We start from the raw sequence: 17,653 nt of genomic DNA, 5'->3' as shown, positions 1-17,653 counted from the left end.
AGTGTCGACCCAATCAATCCAATTCAGGCTGGAGAACAATCATGACCATGAATTTTGGTGCGGTGGCAGACACCGTTCTCGACGATGTCGTTACATCGACGCCGCACGTACCCGGCGTCGTCGCGATGGTGACGAACCGCCATCGTAACATCTACGAAGGGGCAGCCGGCAAGCGCCGTCTCGACCAGGCGGCCAACATGACGACCGACAGCATCTTCGGGATATTCTCAACGACCAAGGCGATCACCGCCACGGCCATCCTGCAGCTTGTCGAGGAAGGCAAGCTCGATCTCGATGAGCCGGCCAAGCGATACGCGCCCGAGATCGGCAAGCTCCAGGTGATCGAGGGCTTCGATGACAAGGGCGACCCGATCCTGCGCCCTCCGAAGCGCGACATCACCACGCGCATGCTGATGACGCACACCGCAGGCCTGAGCTATGATTTCATCAATCACACCTACAATCGGCTGGCGCAGGAAAAGGATCAGCCGAGCGTGATCACGGCGACCAAGGCCTGCCTGATGACCCCGCTGCTGTTCGATCCGGGCGAGCGGTGGGATTATGGCACCAATCTCGATTGGTGCGGCCAGATCGTCGAGGCCATCACCGGCCGAAGGCTTGGTGACGTCTTCAAGACGCGCATCTTTGAACCACTCGGCATCAAGGACATGACGTTCGAGCTGACCGATGCGATGCGCGGACGGCTGGCCGGGATCCATGCGAGAGGTGCCGATGGCTCGCTCACCCCGATGGATTTCGAGCTGCCGGCCAAGCCCGAAGTGCATATGGGCGGCCATGGCCTTTACGGCACGGTCGGCGACTACATGCGCTTTATCCGGATGTGGTTAAACGACGGCGCGGGCGAGCACGGCCGCGTGCTGAAGGCGGAGACCGTGCGCATGGCTGAAAAGAACCATCTGGGCGACAAGAAGGTGACGCCGATTACCGGCGTCATCCCGTCGCTGTGCAACGACGCGGAGTTCTTCCCCGGCCAGTCAAAATCCTGGGCGCTGAGCTTCATGATCAATGATGAGCAAGCCCCTACCGGGCGTCCCGCCGGTGCTCTGGGCTGGGCTGGCCTTGCCAATCTGTTCTATTGGATCGATCGGCAGAATGGGGTCGGTGGCTTCTGGGCCACCCAGATTCTTCCCTTCGGGGACCCGACATCGTTCATCGGCTACATGAATTTCGAGACGGCATTTTACCAGAGCCTGAAACAGCGAATGGCGAGCTAGGTTTGATGGAACGACACGAAACTGTAGGAATTGCGTGACGGTGCACTTAGCTGTGAGCGTTCGAACTCGCAAAAGGGACCGGAGCCATTGAGTGCACTGTCACTATAATCCCATGCCTTTTGCGGCACCGGCTTTGCCGAGCCGCAGCTCGCGAAGCAAGCGAAAGCTGGCGGGCCCGGCAGGCCTCGAACCTGCAACCAGACCGTTATGAGCGGCAGACTATCGATCGGGTTCGCTGATTTCGCTGCAGTTTCGTTCGGGCTCGATCGCGTTCGTTGCGGTTCGTTCACGCCGTTTCTGAGGCGAAACTGGTGCGGCTGCCCGGTTCGTGGCTCTAAGGATGGACCATCGTTTGGCCGGTGCTGACCACCTAAGTCGCTTACGAATCTTTGCGCGTTGCATGAGGCCAAGGGCGTCGACGCAACGTAGAGCTCAAGTTGGCAACGTAATCGGAAGAATGTTGACAAGCGCTTCAGCGCTGTCGGGTCCAAAGGTCGCCTTCATCCAGGGCAGCATGAACGCACCGACGACGGCGCCGATCGCCCTCGAAAGGGGAGCACCGTCGGTTAGATCGCAAGCCGAACTGAATGCCAGTATCGGTGGCTGCGTCTCCACGATTTTGAGCTGCGGCAGGATCATGGATCGAGAAGCAAGGAGGAAAGAGCGGTCCTTGTTTTGTCGTCTGTGAGAGTACACCGTCCCCGATTGCACCCAATTGGACATCGGTTGCCGGAGCTAGCTCATACTTGCCCATGATGGCTTGGAGGGAGAGACCAAGGTCTTGAACGGGCGTCGCGCTATCGCGGCGGAAATCTTCTCTGCTCGTCCCAAAAATGTCATTGCCGCTGACCGACAAGATCATGTCGAGCGCGGGCTCGTGGGGCCGCCGATACATGCCCGAACAGCCTGCTTGCAATGTTTAGTATATCGTGGTTCACTAAACAAATCGAGCTTGGCTGAATCCCTAAGAATCCAGGCAGGCACGAGGAAACGTCCGTTAGTCGTTCAGCCCGTGAAGGACTGTATCGCTCTGCTCGAAGCATTCGAGCGGGTTGGAGAGTCGCGCCATGTCGATGGCCGGCCCCACTGGGAGGGAAAGCGTTATGAAACAGACAGTAAAGGCGCTTCTTACTAGTTTCGGAGTTCTGGCATCCGCGCTCAGTGCCGGAGTGGGGACTACCCCTGCGCACGCGCAGGCGAAGACCATCACGCTGTGCTGGGCCGCGTGGGACCCTGCCAACGCGCTAGTCGAACTGTCGAAGGACTTCACCGCTAAGACCGGCATCGGTATGAAGTTCGAGTTCGTGCCGTGGACCAACTATGCCGATCGCTTCCTGAACGAGCTTAACTCGCACGGCTCGTTGTGCGATCTCATCATCGGAGATTCTCAGTGGATCGGCGGCGCCGCGGAGAACGGCCAGTACGTCAAGCTCAACGATTTCTTCAAGAAGGAAGGAATCAGCATGGACGACTACATGCCGGCCACCGTGGTCGGCTATTCGGAGTGGCCGAAGAATACGCCAAACTATTGGGCGCTGCCCGCCATGGGTGACGCGGTTGGCTGGACCTATCGCAAGGACTGGTTTGCGCGGCCAGAGATCCAGAACGACTTCAGGGCCAAGTACGGCCGCGATCTCGCTGCGCCGAAGACGCTCGACGAACTGCGAGACATCTCGAAATTCTTCCAGGGCCGTGAGATCGACGGCAAGAAGGTCTATGGCGCTTCGATCTATACCGAGCGCGGCTCGGAAGGCATCACCATGGGCGTGTCGAACTATCTCTACGATTACGGCTTCCAATATCAGGATCCCAAGAAGCCCTATGCGATGGACGGCTTCGTCAACTCGCCCGGCGCCGTCAAGGGGCTTGAGGCCTACAAGGAGCTCTACAAGTGCTGTACGCCACCCGGCGCCTCCAACTCCTACATGTCCGAAGGACTTGATGCGTTCAAGTCAGGCCAGGTCGCGCTGCAGATGAACTTCTTCGCCTTCTTCCCAGGCCTCTACAAGGATCCGAACGTTGGCGGCGACAAGATCGGCTTCTTCAGCAATCCCGCGGGCCCCGCGACACAGGCGACGCAGCTCGGCGGACAGGGTATCTCGGTTGTTTCCTATTCGAAGAACCAGGGCGAAGCGCTGCAATACATTAAATGGTTCTCCGGCGGGGATGTGCAGAAGAAGTGGTGGGCGCTGGGCGGTTATTCCTGCGCCAAGTCCGTGTTGAACGATCCGAGCTTCCCGAACAGCGCGCCGTTCGCCGGGGAGTTTCTGAAGTCGATGGGAATGGTCGTCGACTTCTGGGCCGAGCCCTCCTATGCGCAACTCCTGCAGGCCGAACAGAAGCGCGTGCATGACTACGTGGTGGCGGACAAGGGCACCGCGCAGGAAGCGCTCGACGGTCTGGTGAAGGACTGGAAGGCCATCTTCAAGGAAGAAGGCAAGAAGTTCTAAGGCAACCGCCTGGGGCGCACGCGAGCGCGCTCCAGGCACTCTTCGGCAATCTCGGCAGCTGTCGCATAGCTGATGGTCCCGGCGCGAGGATCGACCAAAGCCATGAACGATTTGAGTGCTTCGTCCCAGATCACCCGTCGGGCCGTCCCGGCCCGGCCAGCCGTGGCGCGTCGTATCCGGGGTTTGTCGGACCAGGCGCTCGCCTGGCTCTTTATCACGCCCACGATCGTGCTGCTGGTGGCGATCAATATCTTCCCGCTGGTGTGGACGATCTATCTCTCGTTCACCAACTACCGCGCCAATCGGGCGAACGCGCCGACGATATGGCTGGGCACCGACTGGTACCAGTCGATACTGACCGATCCGGATATCTGGGCGGCGATGCAGGTGACGGCGCATTTCGTGATCTGGACGGTGGTGATCGAGACCGTGCTCGGATTTGGCCTTGCCTACCTCATCGATAAGAAGTTCCGCGGCCACGGGATGTGGACCACGATCATCCTGCTGCCGATGATGCTGTCACCTGCCGTCGTCGGCAATTTCTGGACGTTCCTCTATCAGCCGCAGATCGGATTGTTCAACTACGTCGTCGCCTTCTTCACCGGACGCGCGGCCTCGTCGTTCCAGATGCTGGGCGACGTCACGCTGAGCCCCTGGGCCATCGTCATCGTCGATGCCTGGATGTGGACGCCCTATGTGATGCTGATTTGTCTCGCGGGCCTGCGCTCGATCCCTGGATACATCTATGAAGCGGCGGAGGTCGACCGCGCGTCGAAATGGCGGCAGTTCTGGTCGATCACGCTGCCAATGGCGCTGCCGTTCATCATGCTGGCGGTGCTCTTCCGCGGTATCGAGAACTTCAAGATGTTCGACATGGTCAACCTGCTGACCGGCGGTGGGCCGGGGTCGACCACGGAAGTTGCGTCGATCACGCTCAAGCGTGCGGCGTTCGAGAGCTGGCGCACCGGCTATTCCTCGGCCTTCGCGATCATCCTGTTCGTGACGGTCTTCGGCCTCGCCAACATCTATGTGAAGGCGCTGAACAGGGTGAAAAGCCGATGATCTCAGCCACCACAGCCCATTCCGTCGTCGAGCCGTCGACCACGACGCGGCGTTTTGCCGGCTCGCTCGTCGTGCTCTATGCCATCATCACCATGATCCCGCTGGTGTGGATCATCCTCACCGCGTTCAAGTCGCCGGACGATGCAATCTCCTATCCGCCCAAGATGATGTTCAAGCCATCGCTCGAAGGCTTCTGTAACGTCTTCACGACCCGCTCGCGCCAGACCCCGGAGTTCATCCGTTCGCTGGGGCCGCCGCAGGGGCTTTGCGACAGCCTCGCGCGCAGCCGTAACATGGTGGTCGCCGGTCCCTCGAACTATGTGCCGCGCTTCGTCAATTCGCTGATCATCGCGTTCGGCTCGACCGTGCTCGCCGTCGCGCTCGGCACCTTGTCGGCCTACGGCTTTTCGCGGTTCCGCGTGCCCCTGAAGGACGACCTGATGTTCTTCATCCTATCGACCAGGATGATGCCGCCGATCGCGGTCGCGATCCCGATCTATCTGATGTACCGCAGCATCGGATTGTCCGACACCAGGCTCGGCATGATCCTGCTGTACACCTCGGTCAACGTCTCGCTTGCGGTCTGGCTGCTCAAGGGCTTCATCGACGAAATCCCGCGCGAGTATGAGGAGGCGGCCATGATCGACGGATACACCCGCTTTCAGGCCTTCGTGAAGGTGGTGCTGCCGCAGGCCACGACGGGAATTGCGGCGACGGCGATCTTCTGCCTGATCTTCGCCTGGAACGAATACGCCTTCGCGGTGCTTCTCACCTCGGGCAATGCGCAGACCGCGCCGCCCTTCATTCCGATCATTATCGGCGAGGGCGGACAGGACTGGCCCGCGGTGGCGGCGGGCACGACGCTGTTCCTGGTGCCGATCGTGGTGTTCACGGTGCTGCTGCGCAAGCATCTGCTGCGGGGCATCACCTTTGGAGCCGTCCGCAAATGAGTATCGATGCCACCCGATCCGTCGCGCGTCGCGGTGTTGCCGATCGCGTTCTGCGCCGTGGTCCGCTCGAAGCCGCCGCGACCGCGATCATCGCCGCCGGCGTCGTGATGCTGATGCAGCCATTCTCCCTGACGCTGTATTCCTGGTCGTTTGCGACGACCCTGTTCGGCACGGTGATGTTCACCATCGTGTCGAAGGTTCGGGAGTAGGGCGCGATGGCACAGATCAGGGTCGAGGCACTCGACAAGTCCTTCGGGACGTTCCATGCGGTCAAGTCCGCCAGCTTCACGGTCGAGGACGGCCAGTTCCTCTGCCTGCTTGGACCGTCCGGCTGCGGCAAGACCACGACGCTCCGCATGATTGCGGGCCTGGAGCTGCCGACATCCGGCACCATCCGGCTCGATGGCGAGGACGTGACGATGAACCGCGCATCGGCGCGCGACATCGCCTTCGTGTTCCAACTCTTCGCGCTCTATCCGCACATGGATGTCCGGCGCAACATCGGCTTTCCCCTGAAATGCGAAGGGATCAGTGCGGCCGAGCGCGATCGGCGGGTCGTAGAGGCCGCGCGCATCCTGCGGATCTCCCATCTGCTCGACCGATCGGTGTCGGGCCTTTCCGGCGGCGACCGTCAGCGCGTCGCGCTGGGGCGAGCGATCGTGCGCAAGCCGAAGTGTTTTCTGATGGACGAACCGCTCGGCGCGCTCGATACCGAGATGCGCGAGGCCATGATTCATGAACTACGCGCCCTGCATGACCGCCTGGGAGCAACCACCGTCTATGTCACGCATGACCAGCTCGAGGCCATGGCGATGGCCGACAGGATCGCGGTAATGAACAATGGCGTCGTCGAGCAGGTTGCGAGCCCGCGCGACATCTACGACCGGCCTGCTTCGCTCTTCGTTGCGGATTTCATCGGCTCGCCGCCGATGAACCTTCTGCCGTTCCGTGGTCACCTGCAGACGGGCGCGGAGGCGATCCGGCTCGGTGAGCGCGACGTTCCAATTCCTCCCTTGCGCGAGGCGATGGCGGAAAGCGAGTTCGTGCTGGGGGTGCGGCCCGAGCATGTGCGCTTCACCGATCGCGGCATGGTCCGCGGGGTGGTCTATGGCACGGAATATCTCGGCACGACGCAGATCGTGACCGTGACGACGCACTACGGCGCACTGAAGGCCCGCTCACCCAGCAGCAGATCCTTCCGGACCGGCGAGACTGTCGGGCTCGATTTCCGGCCCGATACGCTGTCAGTCTTCGACAAGGTGTCGGGCCGGGCCATTCGTACCGCGTTGCATGAGGGAGGCGCGCATGGCTGAGGTCCAGATCAACGCCATTTCCAAGGCCTTCGGCAAGACGCAAGCTGTGAACGATCTGTCGCTGACAATTGGCGATGGCGAGTTCGTCGCGTTGCTTGGGCCGACTGGTGCCGGCAAGAGCACGGCTTTGCGCTTGATCGCGGGATTGGAGCAGCCGGACAGCGGTTCGATCCGCATCGACGGGCGCGACGTGACCTGCGATGCACCGGCGGACCGTGACGTCGCCTTTATCTTCCAGCAATATTCGCTGTATCCGCACCTGACGGTGTTCGAGAACATGGCCTTCGCGTTGCGCGCGCCGACCCGGCGCGTGCCGGAAGCCGATATTCGCGCGAAGGTGCAGGAGGTCGCACGTCTTCTTCATATCGAGACCAAGCTGGACAACAAGGCGACGCAGCTGTCGGGCGGGCAAATGCAGCGCGTCGCGATCGGGCGGGCTCTGGTCCGTTCGCCCTCGATCTACCTGATGGACGAGCCGCTCTCCTCGCTGGACGCGAAGCTGCGCGGCGAACTGCGGCTCGAGCTCAAGCGGATCCAGGTCGATCTCGGCGCCACGATCCTCTATGTCACCCATGATCAGACCGAGGCGATGACCATGGCGTCGCGCATCGGTGTAATCGAAGGCGGGCGGCTGATGCAGGTCGGCTCGCCGCGCGAAATCTACGAGAACCCGATCAACGCGCATGTCGCGGCAAGGTTGGGCCAGCCGACGATCAATCTGCTGCCGGCGGCCCTGTTCGGCGGCGCGCCTGATGGCGCCGAGACGATCGGTGCGCGGACCGAGCACCTGACGATTGCGCGCGGCGGTGGCGATGTGTCGGCGACCGTCAAACGGGTTGAACATCTCGGCGATCAGAGCCATCTCCATCTCGACCTCGCCGGCCGGCCGGTGGTGACGCTGGCGGATCCCGAGGCGGGCTTCGGCGCCGGTGATGTGGTGTCGCTCTGTCTGAACAAACCTCTGTTCTTCGATGCGATGGGCTGGAGGGTAGCGGCATGAGCCTTGATCGGGTAGCCAGGGAAAGACTGGTGCGAGCGCTGGCGGGGTCGATGATCGAGCACGCCGACGAATTGACGAGCCTCGACCAGGCGATTGGCGATGGGGATCACGGACTGAATATGAAGCGTGGTTTCGAGGCAGTGCTGGCGGCATTGCCGGGCCTTGCCGACAAGGCGCTCCCGGACATGCTGAAGGCGATCGGAACGACTTTAGTCATGAAGGTCGGCGGTGCTTCGGGGCCGCTGGTCGGAACTTTCTTCATGGAGCTGGGCAAGGCACTTCCGGAGCAGCCGAGCCGCGCTGATCTCGTCGCAGCGACCGAGAAGGCGATCGACGCCGTCAAGGCGCGCGGGCGTTCTGAGGCGGGGCAGAAAACGTTGCTGGATGTCCTGGTGCCGGTGCAGGTCGTGTTGGCGGGCGGTGGCGATGCCGAGGCGATTGCAGCGGAAGCGGCGCGAGCGGCCGATCGCACCACGCCCATGCTTGCGATCCGCGGCCGTGCGTCCTTTCTCGGCGAACGTTCCATCGGTCATATGGATCCCGGTTCGCGTTCGGCGTCCCTTTTGATTGGCGCGGCAGTCAAGGTACTGGAATTCGAGGCAAGTTCATGAACAGTTCAAATTCCTGCAATGTCGGGATCGTTATCGTTTCACATTCGCGCAAGATCGCGGAAGGCGCGGCGGATATGGTGCGCCAGATGGTAGGCAGCGCCGTGCCGCTCGCCTGGACAGGCGGCGACATCGATGGAGGGCTCGGCACCAATGTTGCCGGGATCCTCGACGCGATTGAAGCGGCGTGGTCGCCCGCAGGCGTGGCGGTGCTGGTTGATCTCGGCGGGGCGGAGACAAATTCCGAGATGGCGGTGGAAATGCTGCCTGAAGATCGACGCGCGCGCGTCGTCGTCTGCAATGCTCCGGTGGTCGAGGGAGCTGTGATTGCGGCAACCGAGTCTTCGGGTGGCTCGCCGCTTGCCGCTGTCAAGCGTAGCGCGGAGGAATTCTATGCATGATGCTCACGCCAGCCGGCCGGGCGAAACGGCGGTGCCACTGACAGCCTCGGCGGTTCTCGTCAACAAAGTCGGACTTCATGCGCGACCGTCGGTCAAGCTCACGCAGTGCGCAAAGGGTTTTACCGCGAAGATAGAGCTCGCCCTCTCGGCGGACGGGCCCTGGACGGACGCCAAGAGCCCGGTAAAGGTCATGCGTGTGAAGGCGCCGCAGGGCGCAACACTGCATTTCCGCGTTACCGGTTCCGATGGCAAGGCAGCACTTGCTGCTGTACTGGCGCTTGTGCATGACGGTTTCGGTGAGGCCTGATCGCAGTGGCAGAGATCCATCTCACCGGCCGTGCTGCCTCGCCGGGTCTCGCGATCGGACCGGTCACCATGCTGACTGCGGCTGTGGCCAGGCGGACAGCGAGCGACGATCCCGCGCAAGAGGCGGCGGCACTGCGGGCGGCGATTGAGGGCGCGAGGGCGGAGATCGCCAACCAGATCAAGACGATCCGGGGCGATGTAGCCGACATTCTGGAATTCCAGGTCGCCATGCTTGAGGATGATGCGCTGGCGGAGCCGGCATATGGGGTCATCTCGGACGGGATCACTGCCGACCACGCCTGGCGCTTGGCACTCGACGTGGAGATAGCTGGCTATCGCGCTGCTGAAGATGAATATTTCCGTGCCCGTGCGGCCGATATCGTCGACATCCGCGACCGCGTGCTTGCGCATCTGAGCGGCGTGGACACGGTCGCCAGGATTACCAGCGGCTCGATCGTGGCGGCTGACGACATCACCCCTTCCGCTTTTCTTGCTGCCGACTGGTCGCACGGCGGCGCCATCGCGCTGGCTGCGGGCTCACCTTCCTCGCATGTTGCGATGTTGGCGCGGGCGCGCGGGGCGCCCATGGTCGTTGGGCTCGGCCCACTGTCGTGGAACGGACAGCCACCTGCGCTGGCGCTCGTCGACGGCGATGCCGGCACCGTGATCTTTGATCCCGAGCCGGAAACGCGCCGCCTGTTCGAACAGCGCATGGCGGTTGCGAATGCCGCCCAAGCCGCCGCCGATGCCGCCTGCCTTGAGTCCGCACGCACGGCCGACGGCCGGCGGATCGCGGTCCTTCTCAATATCGCCGCGCCCGAGGACCTCGCCGGCCTCGATCCTGCAATCTGCGACGGCATCGGCCTCGTGCGTACGGAATTTCTGTTCGAGGCGGCCCAAGGCCTGCCGGATGAGGATGCGCAATATGCAGTCTATCGGCGCATTCTCGAGTGGGCCGAGGGAAGGCCGGTGACAATCCGCACCCTCGATGCGGGCGGCGACAAGCCAATCGCCGGCTTGACGATCGATAACGAGCGCAATCCGTTCCTCGGTCTGCGCGGCATCCGTCTCTCGCTCGCGCGGCCGGAAGTGTTTCGGGTGCAACTGCGGGCACTGTGCCGCGCGGCTGTGCACGGGGCGCTGAAGGTGATGCTGCCGATGATCGCGGTTCCTTCGGAGCTCGACCGTGCGAATGCCCTGCTGGATGCAGAGTTCACGGCGCTCAGGGCCGAAGGGATCGCCTGCGCCCACCCGCCGCTCGGCATCATGGTCGAGGTCCCGGCGGCGGCGCTCCGCGCCGAGGATTTCGGCGCGGCGTTCTATTCCATCGGCTCGAACGACCTGACCCAGTACACGATGGCGGCGGCGCGCGACGTCGGTGCCGTCGCGGACCTCAACGATACCGGCAATCCGGCGGTGCTGGCGCTGATCTCTCGGACTGTCGAGGCCGGACGAAAGCGTGGCGTGGAGGTCTCACTCTGTGGTGACGCCGCGGCCGATACGCGCCTGACCGCGGCGCTGATCGCCACCGGGTTGACAATTCTCTCGGTGTCGCCGATTGCCGTCGCGCGGCTCAAGGCCGCAATCGCAAAGGTGCGTTCATGACGGATGAAGCAGGCGAGGATACCCGCGCGCCTGGTGACAGCAATGTGGCGGATTACAAGGCCATCCTGCGACGGGTGCTCGACAATAGGCCCTCGGGGACGCGGCTGAAGCTGGCGGCGGCGTTGGGCAAGAATCGCTCCTTCGTGACCCAGATCACCAATCCGGCCTATCTGGTTCCTATTCCGGCGAAGCATGTCGCGATCATCTTCGAAGTCTGCCATCTGTCCGGCACTGAGCGTGCGGCGTTCCTCAAAGCCTATGGACGCGCGCATCCCGGCCGGCTGCGCGCACCCCATCGCGAGGCGCGCACCCGCATTGTCTCGGTGACCGTACCCGACCTCGGCGACGACAAGAAGAACCGTGCGCTCGAACAGCTGATTGTGGATTTCGCCGCGCAACTCGCGCGCTATGCCGAAAGTGTGGGTTGAGCCATTGATTTGAACTTTAGACGAGATGGGAGGACGTTCATGAAAAAGCTGATCAACAGCACCGATACGATACTCGAAGAAAGTCTGGACGGTTTCGCGGCAGCTCATGCGGGTATCCTGCTTCTTGGTGCCGAGCGCAAATTCGTCCGGCGCCGCACGTTGAAGCCAGGCAAGGTCGCGCTGATTTCGGGTGGCGGCGCGGGACATGAGCCGCTGCATGCGGGCTTTGTCGGCCTCGGCATGCTCGATGCCGCTTGCCCCGGTCAAGTCTTCACCTCGCCGACGCCAGACCAGATGATCGAGGCCGCGGAGGCCGTCGACACGGGCGCAGGCGTGCTCTTCATCGTCAAGAACTACGAAGGTGACGTGATGAATTTCACCATGGCAGCCGAGATGGCCGCACGGGAAGTTGCGAGCGTGGTGACTAACGACGACGTGGCTGTGGAGAAATCGACCTATACGACCGGTCGTCGCGGCGTCGCGGGGACATTGATCGTGGAAAAAATGGTCGGCGCTGCGGCCGAGACCGGAATGCCGCTTGCCGCTCTCACGGCGCTCGGCGAAGAGGTCAACCGGCGCACGCGCTCGATGGGGGTGGCGCTGTTGCCATGCACCGTGCCGGCCGTAGGGCGGCCAAACTTCGCATTGGCCGACAATGAAATGGAAATGGGCGTCGGCATTCATGGTGAGCCCGGCCGGCGCAGGGTGACGCTGGCGTCCGCCGATGCGATTGCCGCCGAGCTGCTCGATGCGATCCTGAACGATCTTGCGCCCGGCAAGGGGAGTGAAGTGCTGCTTCTCGTCAACGGGTTTGGCGCGACGCCTCTGATCGAACTCTATCTGATGGTCAATGCCGCAAAGCGGATTCTGGACAGCGCGGGGGTGGCAGTGGCGCGCTACCTGACCGGTTCCTACGTCACATCCCTCGACATGGCTGGTGTCTCGATCACCGTATCTGTGCTCGATAGCAAGTCGACGAAATTATGGGATGCCCCGGTGCAGACGGCAGCTCTGCGGTGGGGCGTCTGATCTCAGCTCGCGGCTTGGTTTTGATCACAAACAATGACTTATCGACTCCGCTCCCGCGAAACTAAGCCTCGTCGTTCCCACCCAAGAGAAAATCCATCGAAAGTTCAATGCAGCCCTCGCGGCTCAATTGTTGGAATGGCCCGCATCGCGCGGGCCATTCTTGTCTGGCGATGGATCGCCACGCTATCGGGCTGTACTCTGCCAAGCGAGCATTCGCTGCTCGACGAGCGACACCGCAATTGAGGTCAAATATCCGGTCGCACCGAGCAGAATGACGCCGGCGAACAGGTCGGCGGATCGGAACGCACGTGCCGAGAGCAAGACCCACTGGCCAAGGCCGTCGAGTCCGGCCAGGATCTCGCAGACCACCGAAAGGATCAGCGCGACCGTCAGGCTGAGCCGCATGCCCGCAAGGATGTCGGGCAATGCCGAGGGCAGGGCGATCTTGCCGATGACGGCGCCGCGCGACATCTGCAGCGAGCGGGCGACCTCGTAGAGCCGCGGCTCGACCACGGCAAAGCCGTGGATGGTTGCGAGCATGATCGGCCAGATCGCGCCGAAGGCGATGACGAACAGCGCCATGCCTTGCGTCAGCCCGAGCATCGCGATCGCGACCGGGATGATCGCGGAGACCGGCAGGGGCCGCAAAAATTCCAGGGACGGCGCCACATAGGCGCGCATCATCCTTGACGATCCGATCAGCGCGCCGAGCGCAATGCCGGCGATCGAAGCGGCGAGCCAGCCATAGGCCATGTGTTCGAGCGTGCCGATGAGCTTGCTTGCGAGATCGCCGCTCGAAGCCGCGCGCCAGGGCAGCCCAGGCTCGGTCCGGACCGGGCAGGAACACCGGTGAGACCAGCCGCAGATCGGCGACGAGCTGCCACGCCGCGATGAAACCGGCCGCGACGAGGATGCTTGCGAAACGCCAGAGGATCGCAGCGCGGCTCATGGATTGTCTCCGGTGAGCGCGGCACGGCCGAACAGCCGGCGCTGGGCCGCAATCAAAAGGAGGTTCAGCGCGTAGCCGATCACGCCGATCCAGAGCAGATAGGCGAGCATCAGGTCGGCGCGTAGCGCCTGCTGCGCCAGCATGATGCCGGCGCCCAGGCCGATCGGATTGATGGCGATCTCGACCGTGACAGCGACGATCAGGGCGATACCGGCCGACAGACGAAAGGCGATGAAGATCCGCGGCAGCGCGGCCGGGATCACGATCTTCGCGATCCGTTGCGCCGCGCTCAGCCGCAAAGCCCGTGACACTTCCATCAATCGCGGCTCGATGCCACGCACGGCGCTGCGCGTCATGATCAGCATCGGCCAGATGCAGGCGAACGCCACGATCACGATCTCCATCCGGTAGCCGAAGCCGAGCGCAATCAGCGTGATCGGCAGCAGCGCGATCGAGGGAATTGGGCGGATCGCCTCGACCGTTACCTCCATCAACCGGTCAAGCGGCCGCGACATTCCGAAGGCAATGCCGAGCGAAAGCCCGATGGCACTGCCGATCGCCAGTCCGGAAAAGGCGGCGAACAGTGTGTCGCGGGTCGCGGTCGGAATCGAGAGATCGGTAAGCGCCGCGGCCAGCGCCGCGAGGATCGCGCTGGGCGGGGCGAGGCTGTCGCTCTGCAGGTGGGTGAGGCGCGCCCAGAGCTCGAACGCAAGCATCAGCGTCAGCGGCAACAGCAAGGGCCTGGCGCGGTCGAGACTCAATGTTCGGTCGCCTTGATGAAGTCGAACAATTGCCGGCGCAGCCGCAGGAATTCCGGATGCTCGCGAGTGGCCAACTGGTCGCGAGGGCGCGGCAGGTCGACGTCGAGCTCGATGCCGATCCGGCCCGGATGCGGCAGGAGGCCGACGACGCGGTCGCCGAGGTAGATCGCCTCCTCGAGATCGTGGGTTACGAAGATCACGGTCGTTTGGCTCATTTGCGTCAGCGACAGGACCTCGTCCTGCAGCCCCTGGCGCGTCATCGCATCCAGCGCGCCGAACGGTTCGTCCATCAGCAGCGTCGTCGGCTCCTGCGCAAGGCAGCGCGCGATCTGCAGGCGCTGCTGCATGCCGCCCGACATTTCGGTCGGATATTTGTCAGCGTGATCGGACAAGCCGATCTTGCGCAGCAGCGCCGCGATGCGCGAGCTGCGCTCGCGTGCCGGAACACCGGAGGCTTCGAGCGCCAACGAGATGTTGCCGGCCGCGGTCCGCCACGGCAGCAGCGCCTTGCCGTAATCCTGGAATACGATCGCGACCTCGCGGCGCGGCCCGGTGATCGGCTCGCCGTCGAAGGTCACGACGCCGCTCGTAGGGCTGTAGAGGCCCGCGGCGAGCCGCAGCGCTGTGGTCTTGCCGCAGCCGGAGGCGCCGACAATGCAGAGGAATTCGCCCGGCCGCACCTCCAGATCAAGATTCTCGATGATGGTCTTGCCGCCGAGCTGCAGTGTCGCGGTGCTGAACGCGATCAGCGCCTTTTGCCGTCGCGCCGCGCGCGCCTCGTCGAGTCTGGCAACGACACTCATAATTGCTCCCCGCTTGTCGCCGGATACACGAAATTGATGGTCGAGTGCAGATGCGCGGCCAGCATCGCTTGCGCGGCGGCAAGATCGCGGGCGAGCACGCGGTCGGCGAGCATCTGGTGGCTCCGTATGAATTCCTCGCCGCTGTCGATGGCGCGCATCATCATGCGGCGGTAGCGATAGGCCTGATCGTAGAGGTCGGAATGGGCGGTCAGCATGCGCCGCGAGCCGCAGGCCGCGAGCAGCGCGGTGTGAAAGCCCTTGTGCAGCCGATCGAAATCGGCCGCACCCTCGCGGAATTCATTGCCGGTGCGCTCGATATGCCGGCGCATCTGATGCAGCGCGCTGACGATGCCGGCCTCCCAGGTGACGTCGCCGCGGAGGATGGCGAGCCTGACCGCCTCAATTTCGACCGCCGTCCGCATGCAGGTGATGTCGGCGAGATCGTCATGGCTGACCTCGGCGACACGAAAACCACGCTGGCCGATGCCGACGATCAGGCCGCGCGACATCAGCCGGGACAGGCCTTCGCGCAGGGGGGTGGCGCCGATCTCGTAGCGCTGCACGAGATCGACGATGCCGAGCCGCGATCCCGGTGCGAGATCCCCGGAAAGAATGTCCTGCTCGATGAGGTTTGCGGCGCGCTCGCTCAAAGTGCCGGCCTCAGCCGGAGGACGTTCGAGAGTGCGCTCGGGGGCAGGCATTGCCAATGTCCTCAGTTTAGCACCAGTTTGGCGGTGTCGAGTTTCGACTGCAGCATCTTCTGCGACGACATCACATCGATCCACCAGGCGAGGTTTTCCGGCTTGAGATTCGGCTCGGACTGGTTCGGCGGTGTCGCCTTGACGAGCTCGAGTGGCTGCTTGGTGAACTTGGCGATCGAGGCGGAGGCCTTCTCGCGATCGCTATTGACGATTGCGGCGGCCTCCGCGATGGCTTCGCGGAACTTCTTCACCGTCGCCACATTCTTCTCGGCCCAGTCGCGCCCCGCGGCATAGAAAATGATCGGGTCGGTGCGGCCGAGCTCGGCGCCGTACCGCGCGCCGACCGAACCGATCCCCGCATTGGTCATGCGCGTGACGAACGGCTCGGCAGTGAGCACCGCATCGACGCCGCCTGACTTGATGATGTCAGCCATGGTCGGGAAGGTGACTTCGACGAAATTGACGCTTCTGGGCGGGACGCCTTTCTCCACGAGCCATTTCACGAACAGCACGTGGAGAAAGGCGTTGAGGCCGGGCGCGCCGACCTTCTTGCCGATGAAATCCTTCGGCTCCTTGATGGTGATGCCGTTGCGGACGAAGGCGGCGATCGCGGTGTTCGAGGTCGGGTTCATGACCGAGGCGCCGGCGATCGCGACAAGGTCGAGGCCGCCGTCGACGGCCTGGAGGAAGACGGTGGAGGTGGGGCCGCCGACCTGAATCGAGTTCGACAGGATTGCCGCCGGGATGTTGGAGTTGATCGCAATCGGCGTCATCTCGACATCCAGCCCGTGCTTTTTGAAAATGCCTTCGTCGACAGCCACCATGGCCGAGGCGCAGTCGGAGGTCGCAGTGCAGCCGATCTGGATCTTGGCCTGCGCCAGCGCGGGTGCCGTCCAGGCAACGGACCCTGCAACTCCAAGCGCGAGACCCAACATCGCCTTGATCTGCGTTCGCCTCACCGCGCTCTCCCCAATTTGCATTTTTCAGGCTTGTTTATCGATATTTTATCTGATCATATATTTCAAACGATAGCAAGGGGTACCCAAGATGAAGCTCGCAACATTCAGATCTGCCGGTCAGGAGAAGATCGGAGCCGTCCACGACAATGACAGCCAGCTGTTCGACTTCGCCGCCGCCGCCGCGCGGGACGGCCAGGCCGATCCGGCCTTCGGCTCGATGCTGGCGCTGATCGACGCCGGGCCCCGCGCGCTCGATCGGGCCAGGGCCCTGCTCGACAAGCACGGCCCGGACGCGACGCTGTCGGCGGCAGTCAGTGCCGTCGACATCCTCGCGCCGGTGCCGGAGCCGCGGCAGATGCGCGACGGCATGTCGTTTCCCCTGCACATCCTGCAAGCGCCACGCGGGCAGCGGAAGCTCGCCGCCCGCGCCAGGGGCGACATGGCCGAACTGGCCCGCATCGACGCCGAGCCGCTCGGCGAGCTGCCCGAGGTCTATCGCAAGCAGCCGATCTTCTACATCACCAACCGCTTCAGCGTCCGCGGCACCAACACCACCGTGAAATGGCCGCGCTACAGCAAGGTCATGGACTACGAGCTCGAATTCGGAATCATCACCAAGAACAAGGGTGCGAACGTCTCCGCCGCGAACGCGAAGGATCACATCTTCGGCTACACGATCTTCAACGATTTCTCCGCGCGTGACGCACAGCGCATCGAGATGGAGGGACGGCTCGGCCCGGCCAAGGGCAAGAGCTTCGACGGCGGCAACGTGATGGGTCCTTGGATCGTGACACCGGACGAGATCGGTGATCCCTATCATTTGAAGATGGAAGCGCGCGTCAACGGCGAAACCCGCTCGAAAGGCGTGAGCGAGGGCATGTTGTTTTCCTTCGAGGAGATCATCGCCCATGTCACGCAGGACGAGACGCTGATGCCCGGCGAATTCATCGGCTCCGGCACGGTCGGCAATGGCTGCGGCCTCGAGCTCGGCTGGTTTCTCGGGCATGGCGATACGATCGAGCTCGCGGTCGAGAAGATCGGTATTTTGAAGAACCGCGTCGAGCGGCAAGAAGTCTGAAGGGACGCCTGACGG

General features: G+C 63.1%; 19 protein-coding genes. 14 read left to right on the top strand and 5 right to left on the bottom strand.

Features of this window, described 5'->3' with window-relative positions; genetic code table 11:
* The first annotated feature begins 41 nt into the window (after window positions 1–41).
* The 13 genes from BRA1253DRAFT_RS07325 (at window position 42) to dhaK (ending at window position 12,387) form a co-directional block, all read left to right on the top strand.
* Complete coding sequence (locus tag BRA1253DRAFT_RS07325; RefSeq protein WP_007592647.1) at window positions 42–1,235, top strand: serine hydrolase; 1,194 nt, start codon at window positions 42–44, stop codon at window positions 1,233–1,235.
* Window positions 1,236–2,338: 1,103 nt separating this feature from the next.
* Complete coding sequence (locus BRA1253DRAFT_RS07315) at window positions 2,339–3,685, top strand: ABC transporter substrate-binding protein (RefSeq protein ID WP_007592645.1); 1,347 nt, start codon at window positions 2,339–2,341, stop codon at window positions 3,683–3,685.
* Window positions 3,686–3,787: 102 nt separating this feature from the next.
* Window positions 3,788–4,747 (top strand): carbohydrate ABC transporter permease, encoded by a 960-nt coding sequence (locus BRA1253DRAFT_RS07310; RefSeq protein ID WP_007592644.1) that lies wholly within the window; start codon window positions 3,788–3,790, stop codon window positions 4,745–4,747.
* Window positions 4,744–5,697, top strand: coding sequence for a carbohydrate ABC transporter permease (locus BRA1253DRAFT_RS07305; protein ID WP_007592642.1), 954 nt, complete (start codon window positions 4,744–4,746; stop codon window positions 5,695–5,697). The genes BRA1253DRAFT_RS07310 and BRA1253DRAFT_RS07305 overlap by 4 nt, the downstream gene beginning before the upstream one ends.
* Window positions 5,694–5,906, top strand: a complete 213-nt coding sequence (locus BRA1253DRAFT_RS07300; protein ID WP_007592640.1) for a hypothetical protein — start codon at window positions 5,694–5,696, stop codon at window positions 5,904–5,906. Before BRA1253DRAFT_RS07305 ends, BRA1253DRAFT_RS07300 begins: the two co-directional genes overlap by 4 nt.
* A gap of 6 nt (window positions 5,907–5,912) precedes the next feature.
* The gene (locus tag BRA1253DRAFT_RS07295; RefSeq protein WP_007592638.1) at window positions 5,913–7,010 is read left to right on the top strand and encodes an ABC transporter ATP-binding protein; all 1,098 of its coding nucleotides are present in this window, start codon (window positions 5,913–5,915) and stop codon (window positions 7,008–7,010) included.
* Window positions 7,003–8,010 (top strand): ABC transporter ATP-binding protein, encoded by a 1,008-nt coding sequence (locus BRA1253DRAFT_RS07290; RefSeq protein ID WP_007592636.1) that lies wholly within the window; start codon window positions 7,003–7,005, stop codon window positions 8,008–8,010. The genes BRA1253DRAFT_RS07295 and BRA1253DRAFT_RS07290 overlap by 8 nt, the downstream gene beginning before the upstream one ends.
* Window positions 8,007–8,621 (top strand): dihydroxyacetone kinase subunit DhaL, encoded by a 615-nt coding sequence (gene dhaL, locus BRA1253DRAFT_RS07285; protein WP_007592634.1) that lies wholly within the window; start codon window positions 8,007–8,009, stop codon window positions 8,619–8,621. Before BRA1253DRAFT_RS07290 ends, dhaL begins: the two co-directional genes overlap by 4 nt.
* Window positions 8,618–9,019: a dihydroxyacetone kinase phosphoryl donor subunit DhaM gene (gene dhaM, locus BRA1253DRAFT_RS07280; RefSeq protein ID WP_007592631.1), complete on the top strand. Its 402-nt coding sequence runs from the start codon at window positions 8,618–8,620 to the stop codon at window positions 9,017–9,019. Before dhaL ends, dhaM begins: the two co-directional genes overlap by 4 nt.
* Window positions 9,012–9,326 carry an HPr family phosphocarrier protein gene (locus tag BRA1253DRAFT_RS07275; protein ID WP_007592629.1) on the top strand — a complete coding sequence of 105 codons (315 nt, stop codon included), beginning with the start codon at window positions 9,012–9,014 and terminating at the stop codon, window positions 9,324–9,326. Before dhaM ends, BRA1253DRAFT_RS07275 begins: the two co-directional genes overlap by 8 nt.
* Before the next feature lie 5 nt (window positions 9,327–9,331).
* A complete protein-coding gene (gene ptsP / locus BRA1253DRAFT_RS07270; protein WP_007592627.1) occupies window positions 9,332–10,930 on the top strand; it encodes a phosphoenolpyruvate--protein phosphotransferase in 1,599 nt (532 codons plus the stop codon).
* On the top strand, window positions 10,927–11,358 hold the full coding sequence (locus tag BRA1253DRAFT_RS07265; RefSeq protein WP_007592625.1) for a hypothetical protein: 432 nt from the start codon (window positions 10,927–10,929) through the stop codon (window positions 11,356–11,358). The genes ptsP and BRA1253DRAFT_RS07265 overlap by 4 nt, the downstream gene beginning before the upstream one ends.
* Window positions 11,359–11,397: 39 nt before the next feature.
* On the top strand, window positions 11,398–12,387 hold the full coding sequence (dhaK, locus tag BRA1253DRAFT_RS07260) for a dihydroxyacetone kinase subunit DhaK (RefSeq protein WP_007592624.1): 990 nt from the start codon (window positions 11,398–11,400) through the stop codon (window positions 12,385–12,387).
* Window positions 12,388–12,570: 183 nt separating this feature from the next.
* On the opposite strand, the gene BRA1253DRAFT_RS07255 is transcribed toward dhaK, so the two are convergent.
* The 5 genes from BRA1253DRAFT_RS07255 to BRA1253DRAFT_RS07235 all read right to left on the bottom strand — a co-directional run bounded on the left by BRA1253DRAFT_RS07255 (window position 12,571) and on the right by BRA1253DRAFT_RS07235 (window position 16,560).
* Entirely contained in the window at window positions 12,571–13,140 is a 570-nt protein-coding gene (locus tag BRA1253DRAFT_RS07255; protein WP_245285869.1) for an ABC transporter permease, read from the bottom strand.
* A gap of 192 nt (window positions 13,141–13,332) precedes the next feature.
* A complete protein-coding gene (locus tag BRA1253DRAFT_RS07250; protein WP_007592622.1) occupies window positions 13,333–14,097 on the bottom strand; it encodes an ABC transporter permease in 765 nt (254 codons plus the stop codon).
* Window positions 14,094–14,900 carry an ABC transporter ATP-binding protein gene (locus BRA1253DRAFT_RS07245; protein ID WP_007592620.1) on the bottom strand — a complete coding sequence of 269 codons (807 nt, stop codon included), beginning with the start codon at window positions 14,898–14,900 and terminating at the stop codon, window positions 14,094–14,096. The genes BRA1253DRAFT_RS07250 and BRA1253DRAFT_RS07245 overlap by 4 nt, the downstream gene beginning before the upstream one ends.
* A complete protein-coding gene (locus tag BRA1253DRAFT_RS07240; protein ID WP_007592618.1) occupies window positions 14,897–15,601 on the bottom strand; it encodes a GntR family transcriptional regulator in 705 nt (234 codons plus the stop codon). Before BRA1253DRAFT_RS07240 ends, BRA1253DRAFT_RS07245 begins: the two co-directional genes overlap by 4 nt.
* Window positions 15,602–15,612: 11 nt before the next feature.
* A complete protein-coding gene (locus tag BRA1253DRAFT_RS07235) occupies window positions 15,613–16,560 on the bottom strand; it encodes an ABC transporter substrate-binding protein (RefSeq protein WP_007592616.1) in 948 nt (315 codons plus the stop codon).
* 88 nt (window positions 16,561–16,648) lie between these two features.
* On the opposite strand from BRA1253DRAFT_RS07235, the gene BRA1253DRAFT_RS07230 reads away from it, so the two are divergent.
* Window positions 16,649–17,638, top strand: a complete 990-nt coding sequence (locus BRA1253DRAFT_RS07230) for a fumarylacetoacetate hydrolase family protein (RefSeq protein ID WP_007592614.1) — start codon at window positions 16,649–16,651, stop codon at window positions 17,636–17,638.
* Window positions 17,639–17,653 lie beyond the last annotated feature (15 nt).

This window comes from Bradyrhizobium sp. WSM1253, assembly GCF_000244935.1.
Lineage (GTDB): Bacteria > Pseudomonadota > Alphaproteobacteria > Rhizobiales > Xanthobacteraceae > Bradyrhizobium > Bradyrhizobium canariense.
This window is presented reverse-complemented; position numbering and strand designations above follow the sequence as displayed.

Coding starts and splice junctions, on each gene's coding strand:
- dhaM (WP_007592631.1), top strand. CDS start 8,618: ATGAACAGTTCAAATTCCTGCAATGTCGGGATCGTTATCGTTTCACAT.
- BRA1253DRAFT_RS07290 (WP_007592636.1), top strand. CDS start 7,003: ATGGCTGAGGTCCAGATCAACGCCATTTCCAAGGCCTTCGGCAAGACG.
- BRA1253DRAFT_RS07255 (WP_245285869.1), bottom strand. CDS start 13,140: ATGGCCTATGGCTGGCTCGCCGCTTCGATCGCCGGCATTGCGCTCGGC.
- BRA1253DRAFT_RS07265 (WP_007592625.1), top strand. CDS start 10,927: ATGACGGATGAAGCAGGCGAGGATACCCGCGCGCCTGGTGACAGCAAT.
- BRA1253DRAFT_RS07305 (WP_007592642.1), top strand. CDS start 4,744: ATGATCTCAGCCACCACAGCCCATTCCGTCGTCGAGCCGTCGACCACG.
- BRA1253DRAFT_RS07275 (WP_007592629.1), top strand. CDS start 9,012: ATGCATGATGCTCACGCCAGCCGGCCGGGCGAAACGGCGGTGCCACTG.
- BRA1253DRAFT_RS07325 (WP_007592647.1), top strand. CDS start 42: ATGACCATGAATTTTGGTGCGGTGGCAGACACCGTTCTCGACGATGTC.
- dhaL (WP_007592634.1), top strand. CDS start 8,007: ATGAGCCTTGATCGGGTAGCCAGGGAAAGACTGGTGCGAGCGCTGGCG.
- BRA1253DRAFT_RS07310 (WP_007592644.1), top strand. CDS start 3,788: ATGAACGATTTGAGTGCTTCGTCCCAGATCACCCGTCGGGCCGTCCCG.
- BRA1253DRAFT_RS07315 (WP_007592645.1), top strand. CDS start 2,339: ATGAAACAGACAGTAAAGGCGCTTCTTACTAGTTTCGGAGTTCTGGCA.
- BRA1253DRAFT_RS07295 (WP_007592638.1), top strand. CDS start 5,913: ATGGCACAGATCAGGGTCGAGGCACTCGACAAGTCCTTCGGGACGTTC.
- BRA1253DRAFT_RS07240 (WP_007592618.1), bottom strand. CDS start 15,601: ATGCCTGCCCCCGAGCGCACTCTCGAACGTCCTCCGGCTGAGGCCGGC.
- dhaK (WP_007592624.1), top strand. CDS start 11,398: ATGAAAAAGCTGATCAACAGCACCGATACGATACTCGAAGAAAGTCTG.
- BRA1253DRAFT_RS07300 (WP_007592640.1), top strand. CDS start 5,694: ATGAGTATCGATGCCACCCGATCCGTCGCGCGTCGCGGTGTTGCCGAT.
- BRA1253DRAFT_RS07245 (WP_007592620.1), bottom strand. CDS start 14,900: ATGAGTGTCGTTGCCAGACTCGACGAGGCGCGCGCGGCGCGACGGCAA.
- BRA1253DRAFT_RS07230 (WP_007592614.1), top strand. CDS start 16,649: ATGAAGCTCGCAACATTCAGATCTGCCGGTCAGGAGAAGATCGGAGCC.